12 protein-coding genes are annotated in these 15,957 nt (G+C 42.6%); 4 read left to right on the top strand and 8 right to left on the bottom strand.

Annotation, left to right across the window (positions count from 1 at the left end):
• Positions 1 to 208: 208 nt before the first annotated feature.
• On the top strand, positions 209 to 1,465 hold the full coding sequence (locus BRLA_RS02540) for a helix-turn-helix transcriptional regulator (protein ID WP_003335666.1): 1,257 nt from the start codon (positions 209 to 211) through the stop codon (positions 1,463 to 1,465).
• A gap of 205 nt (positions 1,466 to 1,670) precedes the next feature.
• On the opposite strand, the gene pruA is transcribed toward BRLA_RS02540, so the two are convergent.
• From pruA to BRLA_RS02500, 8 genes are all read right to left on the bottom strand, one after another.
• Complete coding sequence (gene pruA, locus BRLA_RS02535; protein ID WP_003335667.1) at positions 1,671 to 3,218, bottom strand: L-glutamate gamma-semialdehyde dehydrogenase; 1,548 nt, start codon at positions 3,216 to 3,218, stop codon at positions 1,671 to 1,673.
• Between the two features lie 161 nt (positions 3,219 to 3,379).
• Positions 3,380 to 4,456, bottom strand: coding sequence for a CamS family sex pheromone protein (locus tag BRLA_RS02530; protein WP_003335668.1), 1,077 nt, complete (start codon positions 4,454 to 4,456; stop codon positions 3,380 to 3,382).
• 19 nt (positions 4,457 to 4,475) lie between these two features.
• A complete protein-coding gene (locus tag BRLA_RS02525; RefSeq protein ID WP_003335669.1) occupies positions 4,476 to 5,417 on the bottom strand; it encodes a WD40/YVTN/BNR-like repeat-containing protein in 942 nt (313 codons plus the stop codon).
• Positions 5,418 to 5,454: 37 nt separating this feature from the next.
• A complete protein-coding gene (gene ligA, locus BRLA_RS02520; RefSeq protein ID WP_003335670.1) occupies positions 5,455 to 7,461 on the bottom strand; it encodes an NAD-dependent DNA ligase LigA in 2,007 nt (668 codons plus the stop codon).
• Positions 7,462 to 7,492: 31 nt separating this feature from the next.
• Positions 7,493 to 9,850 (bottom strand): DNA helicase PcrA, encoded by a 2,358-nt coding sequence (gene pcrA, locus BRLA_RS02515; RefSeq protein ID WP_003335671.1) that lies wholly within the window; start codon positions 9,848 to 9,850, stop codon positions 7,493 to 7,495.
• A 206-nt stretch (positions 9,851 to 10,056) separates the two neighbouring features.
• Entirely contained in the window at positions 10,057 to 10,758 is a 702-nt protein-coding gene (locus tag BRLA_RS02510) for a heptaprenylglyceryl phosphate synthase (protein WP_003335672.1), read from the bottom strand.
• A gap of 15 nt (positions 10,759 to 10,773) precedes the next feature.
• Entirely contained in the window at positions 10,774 to 11,064 is a 291-nt protein-coding gene (locus tag BRLA_RS02505) for a YerC/YecD family TrpR-related protein (protein ID WP_003335673.1), read from the bottom strand.
• Positions 11,065 to 11,205: 141 nt separating this feature from the next.
• Positions 11,206 to 12,249, bottom strand: coding sequence for a DUF3048 domain-containing protein (locus tag BRLA_RS02500; protein ID WP_003335674.1), 1,044 nt, complete (start codon positions 12,247 to 12,249; stop codon positions 11,206 to 11,208).
• A gap of 147 nt (positions 12,250 to 12,396) precedes the next feature.
• Between BRLA_RS02500 and BRLA_RS02495 the strand changes: the two genes are divergently transcribed.
• From BRLA_RS02495 to BRLA_RS02485, 3 genes are all read left to right on the top strand, one after another.
• Positions 12,397 to 13,113 (top strand): response regulator transcription factor, encoded by a 717-nt coding sequence (locus tag BRLA_RS02495; protein WP_003335676.1) that lies wholly within the window; start codon positions 12,397 to 12,399, stop codon positions 13,111 to 13,113.
• Positions 13,110 to 14,534 carry a HAMP domain-containing sensor histidine kinase gene (locus tag BRLA_RS02490; RefSeq protein WP_003335677.1) on the top strand — a complete coding sequence of 475 codons (1,425 nt, stop codon included), beginning with the start codon at positions 13,110 to 13,112 and terminating at the stop codon, positions 14,532 to 14,534. The genes BRLA_RS02495 and BRLA_RS02490 overlap by 4 nt, the downstream gene beginning before the upstream one ends.
• Before the next feature lie 162 nt (positions 14,535 to 14,696).
• Positions 14,697 to 15,887: a glycosyl hydrolase family 18 protein gene (locus tag BRLA_RS02485; RefSeq protein WP_003335678.1), complete on the top strand. Its 1,191-nt coding sequence runs from the start codon at positions 14,697 to 14,699 to the stop codon at positions 15,885 to 15,887.
• Positions 15,888 to 15,957 lie beyond the last annotated feature (70 nt).

The following is a 15,957-nucleotide window of genomic DNA, read 5'->3' as shown; positions in this document are numbered from 1 at the left end:
AGTTCTACCGAAAGATATTTTTAAAAATTTAAAAAAAGGAAGCAACTCGGTTATCATCCAAGCATTTTTTACAAAAACTGACGGTTCATCATATTTGTCGATTAAGTTGACAAAAAGAATATGAAGATCAGGGATAAGAAATGTAAAAATAGTGAAAATTCTTGTATAATAAACAATAGAACAATTCTGACAAAAAGGGTGAGGTAAGGTGAGCAATCAAATCGGAAAAGGAATTCGAGAATATCGTAAGAAGCTAGGCCTAACCCAAGGTGAGCTAGCTGAAGGTATTTGCAATCGTAGTTATATTAGCCAAATAGAAAAAGGAGATGTCGTTCCCTCTCCTGAAATCCTAGAAGAACTAGCTAAGAAATTACAGACCGATCTCTCCACTATTTTTACTCCAACTGTCAAACCAGCCTTTACAAAAATTGAAATCGAAAATAACTTTCGCCATCTGGTAAATAGCATTGATGCACAGGAGTGGGAGATCGCCCAAAAATGGTTCAATAAATTAGAGGGCGCTGAAATGAGTCTTGAGCAAACGTGTATGTATCTTTGGTCGAAAGCTGTCTTATCGGAGAATAGAAATCATTTCGATATTGCGGAATCCCTCTTTCAAGAAAGCATTAAAATTGCCCGTGAACTTGATAAATATGAATGGCAAGTACGTATCCTTACTTCATTGGGCTTTTATTATTGCAAGACGAAGAAAGCAGATAAGGCTCTTCCCTATTTAAACGAAGCAATACAATTAACCAACCGTTACCAAATTAATGGCTTATTACATATCACCCTGTTACATGCTACTGGCTATATGCACGTCTCCATGGGTGAAATCCATTCGGCAATCGAACATCTTAGGCAAGCGGAACAGATATGCAAAAGCCTACGCGCCATATATCGGATGGAGTCCATTTATTTATTATTAGGAGTTTGCCATCAAATTTTAAAGCAGTACGAAGTAGCCCAGCGCTACTACGAAAAATCGTTAGATATTCTAAAAATCTCTCCTTCTCTTGCCTTAGAGGCTAATATTTACAACAATTTAGCCGTCATTTATACCGAGCAAAAGCATTATCAGCTAGCACATGAATATATCACGCGGGCTATGTCGCTTCACTCCCCTCAAGACCTTGCGAAACGGATTGAATCAAAGATTGAACATGCGAATATCCTCAAAGGCTTGCAACGCTATGAGGAGGCTAGCCAACTGTGCTTAGATATCTTTGAGCACTCAATAAATGAGCATGCCTATGCAGAGGCCAAGTTAGTCTATGCTTCTATCTTATGTGAAATGGGAAAAGGCTCTGAGGCGCTGTCACATTTAGAAGAAGCCCTGCATTACTTTAATGAGTACAAATCCCAGCGTTATTTGCTAAAAGGACTAGCCTTGTTAGCTAAAATAAACTTAAAGTTTGGCAAGATAGACTCCTTTTACTATCTGTACGAACAGTATATATCATAATTCTTTTCCGGTATAACGTTATCTGCACTTTGATTCAGATCAGATGCATTCAAGTAGCATAGCTTGGCTGATCATGTCTTGAACAGTAGCTACAGCCAAGCTATCCTGTCTACATCTAGTTAACTCGTGTTCGATCTTACTCATAAATAAAGAGGGTAGCCCAAGTAGTTTATCTACTGCGGGCTCCCTCTTTTTGTCAGGATGCTTATAGTAATTCAGACACTAATTTTGCTTGTGTAAATAACAGAAGGTAATCAGGTCCGCCTGCTTTGGAGTCCGTTCCTGACATGTTGAAGCCGCCGAATGGATGTACACCTACTAATGCACCTGTACATTTACGGTTGAAATACAAATTGCCTACATGAAACTCCTCACGTGCGCGTTCTAAATGGGCACGATTTCGGCTGATAACAGAACCAGTTAGTCCATATTCTGTATTGTTAGCGATTTTTAAAGCATGGTCAAAATCATTAGCTTTGCAGAAAGCCACAAACGGACCAAAGATTTCCTCCTGCATAATTCGAGCATCTGGAGCCACGTCAGCAAATACAGTTGGCATAATATAGTAGCCTTCCTCCGGCCCTTTTTCTCCACCAGCCATTAATTTACCCTCTTGTTTTCCGATCTCGATATATTCCAAAATTTTATTATATGCTTTTTCATCCACTACTGGACCTGTATAGAACTCAGGGTTGCTGACATTTCCTACTGTTAATGCTTTTGTATGCTCAACAACACGCGCCAGTACCTCGTCGTATACATCTGCATGAATGATTGCGCGGGAGCAAGCCGAGCATTTTTGACCAGAGAAACCAAACGCAGATGCTGTAATCGCTTGTGCGGCTAATTCCAGATCAGCATCGTTATCAACAATAATCGAGTCCTTGCCACCCATTTCAGCCACTAAACGCTTCATCCATTTTTGACCTGGACGGTGTTTGGCCGCCAGCTCATTAATACGCAGACCTACATCACGAGAGCCTGTAAATGAAATGAAACGAGTCAATGTATGTTCTACTAAATAATCACCGATTTCGCTTCCGCTGCCTGGCACAAAGTTAACAACACCAGCAGGAACGCCTGCCTCATCAAGAATCTCCATGAACTTAGCTGCAATGACCGGAGTAGTAGAAGCTGGTTTCAAAACAACGGTATTCCCTGTTACCAACGCTGCCGTGGTCATGCCTACCATAATAGCAAGCGGGAAATTCCATGGAGGAATAACGATTCCTACACCCAAAGGAATATAGTACAACTCATTATCTTCACCAGGAATGCGCGGTAGTGAATGTCGCTGACCTAATTGATCCATTTGTCTTGCATAGTATTCCATGAAATCGATTGCTTCTGCTGTATCAGCATCAGCCTCAGGCCAGCTTTTGCCTGATTCCTTTACCAACCAAGCTGAAAATTCATGTTTACGACGGCGCAGGATAGCTGCTGCCTTGTACAAATAGCGAGAACGAGCAGTAGGAGCAACACGTTTCCAGGTTTCAAAGGTTTTTGCTGCTACTTGAATGGCTTTCTCTGCTAATTCTTGGTCAGCTTGAGAAACAACCCCGATGCATTCATCTTTTTGGGAAGGGTTCATGGAACGGCTTTTCTTCTCCGTTTTGATACGTTCTCCACCAATGATGAGATCATATTCACGTCCAAGTTCGCTTTCAACTATATCCAAAGCGGCTTGAAATGCTTGCTTATTTTCAGGCAGATTAAAATTAACGAACGGTTCATTTTTGAATTCTACTTGCACTTTGGTTCGCCTCCTACTTCATCTTCCATGATCAACTTGTTACATCAAATAATATATGCAAGATATATGCCATTCTTTATAATTCTTTAAAAACGTACGAAAAAAGACACCAATTGAACAGTTCTGTCTAATTGGTGTCTCACTCTGTTTATACACATGTGTTAATTTCGATAGATATGCATGTACGATTTTCCATCAGCTGGTCGCACATAAATCGCTAATGGTTGATTGATGGACTGAACATAAAAATTAACATGAACCCTTTTATCTATATATTGATCTATTGCTTGAGCAATCATCTGTGTGAACTGAATTACTTCTGTCCGAGAATCATACTCTGCGGTCGCATTGATGGTCAATTCTGTCAAATCTCCATTTAAGAAGCGTGCCGTACCTGTCATTCCCACAAATTCCTGGAAGAAGCTCTGTCCCTGCTTCATCAATTTCTCGTATTGCAAAGAGGCCTGTGGATACTTGCTGTATGCCGCATCCCCTGGCAGCAGGAAATATTCTTCATTGATGGGCTGCCATTTCGCAACACTGCTGTCATTCGCATTCACGATACCAGACATGATAAAATTACCCGGTACTAGGTTAGAGCTTGATTCTGGCACTTGATACATCGCGACAACAAGCGGTATCTCTGGATTCTCCGCTCTTACCTTCATGACGATTTTGGCAGCGATTTGTTGCCCCTTCAATCGTAGCTCGTCCACACTTAACCGTTTTTCCAAACCAGACGGATCTTGATAAATTGGGGATAAAGATAGGCCTAAGACTATACCCGCCAGCTTTTGGTCTTTTTTATCCAGATAATTATGCTCCAGCACATTGACAAGCAATTTATTGGCTTTATCCGGATTTAAACCTTCCGGGTTCTTCTTTTCCCATTCAATCCAAGTGGTTACCTGCTTGCGGGAGATTCGCTGGCCTTCCTGAAACAAGTACGAACTCGGAGAAAAGCTTTCCTTTGCAATTTCCATCATGCCATACTCTAAGTGGCTAAAATCAATGCGATATTTAGGATTAGAGCTAAGCATGCCTCGTGTTTGGTTCTTTTGATAAGGCATGGCGGCGCTGCCGTAGTAATTTTCGTCCACCTGTAAAACAGAAGACACGGCAGGCGCTACCGGATCTGCGCTATCCTTCTTTCCCGGTAACAATGAACATGCTGACAACAGCACCGAACAAGCTATCAGGATGCAAAGATAACGTACAAGCTTTCTTTTCGTTTTCATATTGCAAACTCCTTACTTGTTACTCCCACTTTTTCCACTTTTCTTGGCTGTATCTATAAATTTGGGCTGATTCTCCAATTCCGATGATAGGTGTATCGGCTGTACCGTAGGAGATATTAATCAGTTTTTCTGGAAGGTCTGAGGATAGGAGAGTCCACTCCTTGCCAGCCTTAATTAAAATACCTTTATCACTTGCTGCATATAAGGTGTCTGTAGATTTATTTGCTGCAATTGAGTAAATGTGCGAATCGCTTTCTCGCCATTCAACCTGCCAATCGCCACCATGTATATCTATTGATAACAGTTCGTTTTGAGTGAGTACGTACAATTTTTGCTCACTGGGTACATAATCCAAATCATATCCTTCTACTGAATCAATAGGGAATCGTAAATGCCAATTTGCACCGGCATCTGTTGATTCATATACGCCTTCACGGTTCACAAATGCATAGAGGAATGTCCCTTTATCGGTTAAAGCTCCGATTAGAGATTGAATATCATACCCTTGTGGCAATCCTCCCTCTATCCGTTTCCAGGATTTACCCCCATCCTTGGATACCTTGCAAACCTTTTCACCGGCTATATATACCTGTTTCGGCTTCTTCGGATCAAAGTAGATCGTCTTGACATCCGCCTGTTCCAACTCGTCTGCAACTGCTCCCCATAATCCATGATCGGCAGATGCATAGAGTCCCGCATGCGTTGCCAGCCAGACTTGTTCTCCCCCTTGATCCAGAGCCAATGAATTGATACTGTCCCCTTTTTGCAACACATCCTGGTACGTCAGTTCACCTGTGATCTGAGCCAATTTCACCGATTGTTTTACACCCGGTTCTTCCATCGTCTGGCCCGCATCTACGACTTCTGTTTCAACTGATTTATGTGTTGCAGTAGCACAACCACTGAGCAAAAGGAGCACACTAATGCTTGCTCCCATCTGTTTAAGCGTGAATCTATCCATCACCTTCACACCTTTGCTTAATATCTCCTCAGCCCACCTATGATAATAGCGCTAAAAATGCCTCTTCATCCAGTACAGTTATACCCAATTTTTCAGCTTTTTCTAATTTGGAGCCTGCTTTTTCACCAGCAATTACGAGATCGGTTTTTTTACTAACGCTCCCTGTTACTTTGCCACCAAGCATAGCAATCTTTTCCTCCGCCTCCTGCCGTGTTAATTGCGTCAGTGTACCGGTTAAGACTACTGTTTTACCTGAGAAGGGAAGGTCCTCACCTGCTTGGACGCGAACACCTTTATATTTCATGTTCACACCAGCATTCTTGAGCTTCTCAATCAATTCTTGTACTTGCGGCATGGAGAAATAGGTTAAGATGCTTTCAGCCATTTTGGGACCGATCTCGTCAATAGCGATCAGTTCTTCTGCTGTCGCCTGCATGATATGATCAATGTCACCGAATTGCTCAGCAAGTACCTTCGCTGCTTTGGCTCCCACCAATCGAATTCCTAATCCGAAAAGTAAACGCTCCACAGAATTTTCCTTGCTGGCTTCAATTGCTTGTAGCATCTTATCGACAGATTTCTCACCCATTCTCTCTAATTGTAACAGTTGTTCCCGCTTATCTTGCAGATAATATAAATCAGCGACGCTTGTAATGAGACCTGCGGCAAATAGTGAAGCTACCACTTTCTCTCCAAGTCCATCTAAATTCATCGCTTGTCGGGATACAAAGTGAGACATTCCTTCACGAATAACGGCTGGACATTCTGGATTAATACAACGCAATGCCACTTCGTCCGGTAGACGAACCAATTCGCTCGCACACTCCGGACAGTGAGTTGGCATCATAAATGGACGTTCTTCTCCCGTGCGTCGTCCCTTTAACACTTCTACAATCTCAGGTATAATGTCACCTGCCTTTTTTACAAGCACGTAATCACCTAAGAGTAGACCTTTTTTCATAATAATGTCTTCGTTGTGTAAAGATGCTCGTTTTACCTCAGTTCCAGCTAAAATGACAGGCTGAAGCAACGCTGTAGGTGTCACCACTCCGGTACGCCCAACTGACACCTCAATATCCTTTAACTGTGTCACGGCCTCTTCAGCCGGGAATTTATAAGCAATCGCCCAGCGTGGACTCTTCGCTGTAAAGCCAAGTTCCTGTTGCTGAGCAAAGCTATCTACTTTAATTACCATACCATCAATCTCATAAGAGAGCTCTGGGCGTTTGAGCGTCCAGCTTTGCACAAATTTTATTACTTCTTCTATGTCATCAAAGGTACGGCGTTCCTGATTCACCGAAAAGCCTAGCCGCTCTAAGAAAGTAAGGCCCTCACTGTGAGAATCAATCTGACGCCCTTCTACTTCACCGATCTGATAAATAAACGTGGAAAGAGAGCGAGAGGCTGCAATCTTAGGATCTAGCTGACGCAAGGAACCTGCCGCTGAGTTGCGCGGATTAGCAAATAATGCTTCTTCCCGCTCCGCCCGTTCTTTATTCAAGCGGTCAAAAGCAATTTTTGACATAAAGGCCTCTCCGCGAACCTCCATGGTAATTGGTTCTGGTAAACGCAACGGAATAGAGCGAATCGTTTTCAGGTTTTGGGTGATATCCTCCCCGGTAGTTCCATCTCCACGTGTTGCTCCCTTTACGAAAAGTCCGTTTTCATAACGAAGAGAGACAGCTAGCCCATCAATTTTTAATTCGCAGACATAGCGAACGGTTTGGTTCCCTAAGCCCTGACGCACACGACGATCAAAATCGCGTAAATCATCCTCATCAAAAGCATTCCCAAGGCTTAACATCGGTGTTTTATGCACAACCTTTTCAAAAAAAGGCAATGGCATACCTCCGACACGCTGGGTAGGAGAATCAGGAGTAACCATGTCCGGCCATTGGTCCTCCAGGTCTTGCAATTCACGCATCATTTGATCATATTCCTGGTCCGTAATCTGCGGATTATCCTCTGTATAATAATGACGGCTTTCCTCTTCAATCCGTTTCTTTAGTTTTGCAATTTGTTGTTCTGCAGCAACACGATCCACGTATCTCTTCATCCTTTCCGTTCGTTCAAAATCAACCTTTTTCAATAGGAGCAAACTTAGCAAGTAATTTCTTAATGCCTACTGGACTAGGGAAGGCAATATCCAGCTCGGTGTTGTCACCTGCACCTTTAACACTAACCACTGTTCCTGTTCCCCATTTACCATGCTTAGCCTTATCTCCTACCTTCCAATCTGTTTGCGAGGCTGCTCCGTGTGCCGGCAATTTTGTTGCCTGGTTCAAGCCACGAAATGCGCTTGGCTGCATTGAGACAGTGGATTCTGTAGGTTTAGGGGAACGTCCAAATGTACCCCCTGTACGTCCGCCTGCTCCAAATCGACCGGGTTGACCTTTGCGGCCAGCACCAAATCCTGAGCCTGAGCCGAAGACGCCACTTGAACCAAAACCACCTTCAGACCCACCGCCTGAACCGAGGTCACCAGTAAGTAATTCCTCTGGTATTTCCATGAAAAAGCGGGATTGCATATTCATATTTGTACGTCCATATAGCGTACGCATTCTTGCTCGTGTCATAAATAATTTTTGTTCGGCACGAGTAATTCCCACATAAGCCAGACGTCGTTCCTCTTCCATTTCACTGTCATCAAATAGAGCGCGACTATGAGGGAAAACTCCTTCCTCCATACCTACTAGGAAGACAACAGGAAACTCCAAGCCCTTAGCGCTGTGCAAGGTCATTAGCACGACTTGTCCATCATCTGGTACCGCTTCCTCTGTATCATCATTGCCAAGTGAATCAATGTCTGCCACCAATGCTAGGTCAGTTAGAAAAGCCAGCAAGGTTTTATCCTCGCTCTTTTTCTCAAATTCTTGCGTAACGGACAGAAACTCGTCGATGTTTTCTAAACGAGCCGCTGCTTCTAGTGATTTATCCTCTTTTAACGATTCACGATAGCCCGATTGCTTCAAGATTTCCTCAACAAGCTCGGTTACACTTAAATAATCCACCATCTGCATCAGGTTCTTTATCATATCCGAGAAGGCTAAAATAGCATTGGTTGTTCGAGAGGCAAGCCCCATATACGCTACTTCCTGGACGGCTTGAAAGAGTGTCAAACCATGTGAGCTGGCATAGGCTTGCAGCTTTTCTACCGTGGTATCCCCTATATTACGCTTTGGTACATTAATAATACGGGTCAAGCTGATATCATCGTCAGGATTGGATACTAAGCGTAAATAAGCTAGTACATCTTTAATCTCCTTGCGATCGTAGAACTTCGTGCCTCCGACGATGGTATAAGGAATAGTCGATTTAACCAACACATCCTCCAGTACACGCGACTGGGCATTCGTACGATATAAAATGGCAAATTTGTCGTATCGTTTATAGGTTTTCAGTTGTTCTCGAATCATATCCACCACAAAGTAGGCTTCGTCATGCTCTGATTCAGCCTGATAGCAATAAATTTTGTCTCCTGCCTCTTTGTTGGTCCACAGATTTTTCTCTTTGCGGTTCTTATTATTTTTAATGACGTAGTTAGCTGCTTCTAAGATAGTTTTCGTCGAGCGATAGTTTTGCTCCAGCTTTATTAATTTCGCATGAGGATATTCCTTCTCAAAGTTAAGAATGATCGAAATATCAGCACCGCGCCATTTATAAATACTCTGGTCTGCATCACCCACACAGCAAATGTTTTTGTGCATGTCGGCAAGCATACTAATCAGCATATATTGGGCACGGTTTGTATCCTGATACTCATCTACATGGATATATTTGAACTTGCGCTGATAGAATTCCAACACTTCCGGCACTTCTTTAAATAAGCGAATCGTCGTCATGATTAGGTCATCAAAATCAAGCGATTGGTTCGTTTTCAGCTTCTTCATGTACAGCTCATACACTTGTGCTACAATGCGCTGGAACTGATCTCCCGCTACTTGCTCATAACGCTTTGGATCTAGCAATTCGTTCTTCGCTCCACTAATTGCGCCTAAAATAGACCGTGGTTCAAATTTTTTCACATCAATATTTAGTTCTTTCATACACTGCTTGACCACAGTCAACTGATCGCCCGCATCCAAAATGGTAAAATTACGGCTAATGTTAATCCGATCGACATCTCTTCGTAAAATGCGTACACACAGAGAATGGAAAGTAGAAATCCAAATATCATCCGCTCCAGCATCCCGACCAACCATTCTTTCCACACGCTCTTTCATCTCACGAGCCGCTTTATTGGTAAAGGTAATCGCCAGAATGCTCCAAGGAAACGCCTGCTTATATCCAACTAGATATGAAATTCGTTGGGTAAGAACGCGGGTTTTACCACTGCCTGCGCCTGCCAGAATCAGCACTGGTCCCTCTGTGGTCTCCACTGCTTTTTTCTGTTCAGGATTTAAACCCGCGAAAAAATTATCTTGAGCTAACATGCCGTAAGCCACCTTTCATTTTGCTTCTTTTCCTTCGTCCCAAAAGAAAGCATATGTTCCTATTTTGTCATATCTTTCCCCGTTATGCCACTCACTCTTTTAGGAAAAAAGACTCCTTTTTTATTCCATTTTTTATCTGAAAGAAAAGAAACTCCTCGGCATTGGCTCAAGGAGTTTCCTGTAAATCATGTGTGAGTAAAACTAAACTAGAAACGACGCTCTGTCTCTTTTACCGCAGCAACAGTAAATAGAGCCTGTTCCAGAGAATCATAGATGATATTGCCAACAACCACTGTATCAGCGATTGCTGCCATTTCACGAGCTTGGCTTGCATCCGTAATCCCGCCACCATACATGAGGTGTCCTTCATCCAAAGCTGTTTTGCAGGCCTCAACCATCTGCGGGTCGCCATATGTACCGCTGTATTCGATATACACGATTGGCAAACGACATAATTTTGTAGCCGTTTGCACGTAAGCCTTCGCTTCTGCTTGTGACGAAATGGCACGAGCGCTGGTTACCTCAGCTACCGCCGAATCCGGATTAAACACCAGATACCCTTCCGCTACAATATCATCCCAATGTATATAGCTTCCCAGTGAGCTTAGAGCCTCTACATGCGGAGCGAAAATCACATCTGGATTGCTTGCATTTAAAACGATAGGGATAAAGTATCCATCAAAGCCTGGAACGATGGCCTGCAAATTGGAGACCTCCAGCATGCACGGTACAGCATAGCGTCTAATACGCGACATTAGGTCAAGCGTGTTGTCAAATGTGACACCAAGGGTTCCCCCTACAATAATCGCATCTGTACCTGACTCGCAGATTTGCTCCAATTGATCGTCATCAATAGGCTTTTCTGGGTCCAGTTTAAAAACATGTCGCCAGTTGCTAAATTCAATCACGTTGATACCTCCGCTTTATTTACCGATCCGATCCAATGCCAGCTGGTAACCATCATTACCGTAATTGAGGCATCGCTTAACACGAGAGATCGTCGCTGTACTCGCACCTGTTTCCGATTCAATGTGGTTATAGGTATATCCTTTACGCAGCATGCGCGCCACTTCCAAGCGTTGAGCAAGTGACTGCATCTCATTTACTGTACATAGATCATCAAAAAATTTATAGCATTCTTCCATGTCTTTTAAGGACAAGATTGATTCAAAAAGTTGTTCAATTCCCTTACCCTTCAATTTCTCTAATTGCATGAAAAATCACCCCGTGATCGTCTTGGGAACTTTTTCTCTCTGTAAAGTTTTTAAGTACTAAAGTTCTGCTTTCATGATAGAGCAAAAGACATCTCTGTGCAAGACGATGTTTATCAATTTTACCTGTTTCCTAAAGTTTGGTTATTGAAAGCTAAGATGCTGGTCTAGGCTTGGTGTATTCGGCACGATGTTTACCCATGTATTGCCCGGGAGCAAAGGAATTTCCTGCGTTAGAGTAGCGTCCTCAAATGCCCGAATAACGCCATCCTTTCTTGCCCATTTGATTGGTTTTGCTTTTCCTTGCTGGAACAGATAACCTTCCCCAGGGCCATTTACATCGACCTCACGCCGGCCTTCATTATCCAGCACCTTATGCTTAGTTGAAATCACCAGTACATTCGTGATTTCAAGTTGTTTGTCTGATGTTAGATCCTTATGAACCTCACCTTGTGTAAAGCGTAAATATTTCCCCTTATCCGCATCATATTTGTAACTAAGCGAGTATTGTGGATGCGGTTTAACCTTAATTTCTGCCGCAGGCTGTCCTTGCTCTATTTTGGTGTCTTTAGGCAGGAAGGGGAAAAACGGTAGATCAGAGGTCAAACGCATATTTTTTGTCTGCATCGCTTTTTCGATATGGCTTAGATCGGTATATACATTATGAGGAGCGGAACGGAACTTTTCCCTCCAGAAATACGTACTGTTACTGATCTCATTAATATCGTCATCTGCGCCTTTAAGTATGGTGAGAGCATCCGGGCTTCCACCTACATGCACCAGAATAGAATCTAAGCCTCTGCCCAATTTAATAAAGTACGGACGGATACTTCTTACTGGTCCAATCGTTTTAGGAGTTTGACTGTGAAAAATGGCTAAAAAGCGTGTCACTTCACCTTCCGACAGCACTTCGTACACGATATCAGCTTTATCCAGTCCAGATTGCGGTCTAGCTTTTGGATGATTATTAACCATAACCATTACGGGACGATGATCAATTCGCTCATCCACCCCCACCCCTGTTAGCGGAGCTGTATAAGGAAATGTCTTTTCTTGTAAAGGTTCAGAAACTGGTGGCGTTACTGGATTTGGTTGCGGTGGTTGTTCTTTATTTGCAAACGGATTACATGATGCCAATAAAGCTGATGCTGTAACAACGACAACCGCATACTTCCAGAAATGTGTCATATATGCCTCACTCCTTTTTTGTCCCTACTATTTTTCGAGCAAGTTCCGCATAATTCCTGCCACAACTTTCCCACATTCCTTCTATTTGGTTCCCACATGTTTTTATGCAAGCTATGGTACTATGATAAATAGAAAGGAAGGGTGACCATGACTCAGACCACACCTTATCTGGTTTATCTGGTTGATGATGAAACGAATTTGCTAGAGCTATTGCGCTCCTATCTTGTGCGGGCGGGTTTTGAAGTAAAAACCTTTCAGAGCGGTGAAGAGGTTCTAGCTGTCCTTGACGATACGAAACCACACTTATGGATTCTTGATATTATGTTGCCTGATATAGATGGATACGAGCTTCTTAGACTAATCCGAAATAAATGGGAAGACGTTCCGATCATGTTCATTTCTGCTCGGGATCAGGATATTGATAAAATTATCGGGCTAGAGCTAGGTAGCGATGACTATTTGGCAAAGCCCTTTTTGCCTCGTGAGCTAGTCATTCGCACACAGCGTTTGTTGCATCGCACCTATGAAAAGACTGGACTATCTGTAACAACACCTGCCCAATCTCCGGTAGTGTATGAGGACTGGATAAATGTCTCTTCCTATTTCATTTCAGAAAAAGGCAGATTGGTTAAGGAAAACGAGCAAATGATTGATTTAACGACAAAAGAGTTTGATTTGGTGCTTTACTTTATAAAAAATCAGGGCCAAGCTTTGCAGCGCGAGCAAATCCTTACGGCTGTTTGGGGCGATGACTACATCGGATCAGATCGTGCCGTGGATGATCTGGTAAAACGGATTCGTAAAAAGATGCCTGATTTTCCATTGGAGACGGTATATGGCTTTGGTTACCGGATGACGAAATGAGAGAAAAATTTTCGTTACAGAACATGCCGTTAGCCAAACAGATTTTTTTACTGTTTTTATCCATGACAATCGTGCTTGGGGCAAGTGTAGCCATTCTTTATCCTTATACCTTAAAGCAGATTCTACTGGATAATACGTATTCATTGCTTGAGGATGAATTTGAGAAGGTGTCAGATCAAATCTCCTTTACGCAACAGCACGAGCTTGTACCACTACCATCTTTCACTTCTCCACGAATGCTGATGTTATTGTTACAAAACTATAACTTTTCTTTTCAGATGATGGTGTTTAGTAAAGATGGTCAACTGATCGGGTTCCAGCATATGCCCAAGGAAGGCGTTCCACTGAAGGTTGCAACTGGGCTTTTTAAAGAAGCTTCTGCTCACAAAGGCTCGACTCCTTATAAAGGAAGCACCGAGTGGGAGAATGAAAACTTCTTGATGGTAAGCCAGAAAATGGACTATTTTGGATTCCCTTATTACCTGGTGATTTTTACAAAGGAAAAAGAAATCATTCAAATCAATAACATGCTTACCAAACAATTCTTCATTATTTTTGCCTTTTTTATCTTTGTCAGCTTGTTATTAGCTGGTTGGTTTAGCGGGTATTTAAGTACCCCCTTACGCCGTTTAGAGGAATCCTGCCAAAAGATTGCGCGCCGTCAATTTGACATTCCTCTAATGGTTGATCGCAAGGATGAGATCGGTCAATTGGCTCGCTCCTTTGACATGATGAAAAAGCAATTGAAGGATCATGACGAATCTCAGCAACACTTTGTGCAAAATATTTCTCATGAATTAAAAACGCCAATTATGGCGATTCAAGGCTATGCACAAGGCTTGATAGACGGCGTTTTTCAAGGTGCTGAGGCCCAAAAAGGCTTGTCCATTATTATGGAGGAAAGCAACCGTTTGGAGAATGTAGTTGAACAACTATTGTATTTAACCAAAGTAGAATCAGTTGATAAAATGATGACCTTTACTTCATTAGACTTAACAGAAATGATAGGTCTATTACATCAGCGCTATCATCTTCTGCACCCACATTTAGCATGGCAGATCGAGATACCGGAAACCCTGCCAATGAAGGGCGACGGTGAACAGCTTTACAGTGCTTTTACTAATATTGTGGAAAATCAGCTACGATACGCCAAAACCACAATCACCATCACAGCCAAAGTGATAAAAGAACAAATCGAAATCGCTATTTCTAATGATGGTCCGCCTATTGAGGAAAGCGTCATGCCCTATTTATTCCAACGTTTCCGTAAAGGGAAAACAGGTAAGCACGGCTTAGGTCTGGCTATTGTACGTGCTGTTCTAGAAGCGCATGGAGGATCGATTACGGCTAAAAATATTTCTGAGCAGCAGGGAGTTATGTTTATTGCGACCTTGCCGCAAAAGCAATCTCATTTAGGATAACAAAACGGTAATTGGGAGGAAATTTCCCGGTTACCGTTTTTTAATCTCTTCCAGCTTGAGTCTATTCTCGCAAGTAACATGTATAACTTTTTATCAATTGCCACATGTTAAAACTAACAATCAGGATAAAACTACCTTTATGATTAAGAAAGGAGAGAAGAAATGCCACGTCTCTTCTCACGCTTCTTCATCTTGTTGTTGGTGATTAGCTCTTTGCTGGTAGCTTCTTGTCAATCCGGTTCACCGTCCCAAAATAAATCTGCTACCTCTGCTCGAAATACTTCTCCTCATTTTGCATCCGTTCACGAGACTCCTACTATACAAAACGTAATTTCTAGCGCCCGCCCCAGAGAGGTGCTTGGCTTTTATACAGAAGCAGAGGAGCCTTATCCTGGATCTCTTCCAACCTTATCTGCTCAGCATGAACAGCTTAGTACAATCGTACCCTTTTGGCATAAGCTAGATGATAAAAATCCTGGATATTTACAAACAACCCTTCCAAAAGAAGAGCAGCAAAAGATCATAGATCGGGCACATGCCAATCAGGTTCAAGTCTATCTGTTAGTTCATAATCTGTTCTATGGTTCTATCCAAAAAGGAAAGGATGTTGCGCGAGATATCTTACGCAATCCTAAGAATCAGCGTTATTTTTTGCGTAATTTAGAACGTGAAGTGCTTTCCATGGGCTATGACGGCATTAATTTGGACATTGAGAATCTATATCTAGAAGACAAGTTTGCATTCACTCAGTTAGTAAAAAATGTAACGGAATTGATGCACCGTTATGGTAAGACCGTCACAGTCTGTGTTCCTGCAAATACAGGCGATGAGCGTTCCAATGTATGGTCTCCTTGGTTTGATTATAAGCTACTAGGTCGCTACGCTGATCGCTTGGTGATCATGGCCTATGACGAGCATAATCCGCGAACCAAACCAGGACCTGTTGCCTCCATTCAATGGGCTGAAGATACGGTGCGCTATGCACTCTCACAGGGGGTGCCTGCTCAAAAAATCTTACTTGGGGTTGCTGGGTATGGTTGGAATTGGAACAGCAGCGGTGAAAAAGCCGAGTATCAATCCTATAAAAGTCTTATGGAGCAAAGCAAAACCCACGGAGCCACTCTTAATTGGGATCAAGAACGCCTCTCTCCTCACATGCAATACATGGATGAGGCGGGGAATATGCACATCGTTTGGTTTGAAAACTCTTTTAGCACCCGCTCCAAGCTAGATTTAATTGAGAAATATGATCTGGCTGGGATAGCCCTTTGGCGCTTGGGACTAGAGGACCCAACCATTTGGGATAACCTTTCCAATCAAATTAACGTCTGGAAAACAGATATGATTCATTAATGAAAGGGCAAGCCCTATACACAACAAAAACCTTGAATTCCGGAGTAGATTTCAAGGTTTTTGTTGCTAT

Source organism: Brevibacillus laterosporus LMG 15441 (assembly GCF_000219535.2).
Lineage (GTDB): Bacteria > Bacillota > Bacilli > Brevibacillales > Brevibacillaceae > Brevibacillus_B > Brevibacillus_B halotolerans.
The sequence above is the reverse complement of the archived record's forward strand: the minus strand, read 5'-3'. Positions and strand labels throughout refer to the sequence as shown.

Excerpts from the sequence above, each read along its gene's own strand:
- BRLA_RS02530 (WP_003335668.1), bottom strand. The coding sequence starts at position 4,456 with ATGAAAACGAAAAGAAAGCTTGTACGTTATCTTTGCATCCTGATAGCT.
- BRLA_RS02525 (WP_003335669.1), bottom strand. The coding sequence starts at position 5,417 with ATGGATAGATTCACGCTTAAACAGATGGGAGCAAGCATTAGTGTGCTC.
- pcrA (WP_003335671.1), bottom strand. The coding sequence starts at position 9,850 with ATGTTAGCTCAAGATAATTTTTTCGCGGGTTTAAATCCTGAACAGAAA.
- BRLA_RS02505 (WP_003335673.1), bottom strand. The coding sequence starts at position 11,064 with ATGCAATTAGAGAAATTGAAGGGTAAGGGAATTGAACAACTTTTTGAA.
- BRLA_RS02500 (WP_003335674.1), bottom strand. The coding sequence starts at position 12,249 with ATGACACATTTCTGGAAGTATGCGGTTGTCGTTGTTACAGCATCAGCT.
- BRLA_RS02495 (WP_003335676.1), top strand. The coding sequence starts at position 12,397 with ATGACTCAGACCACACCTTATCTGGTTTATCTGGTTGATGATGAAACG.
- BRLA_RS02490 (WP_003335677.1), top strand. The coding sequence starts at position 13,110 with ATGAGAGAAAAATTTTCGTTACAGAACATGCCGTTAGCCAAACAGATT.
- BRLA_RS02485 (WP_003335678.1), top strand. The coding sequence starts at position 14,697 with ATGCCACGTCTCTTCTCACGCTTCTTCATCTTGTTGTTGGTGATTAGC.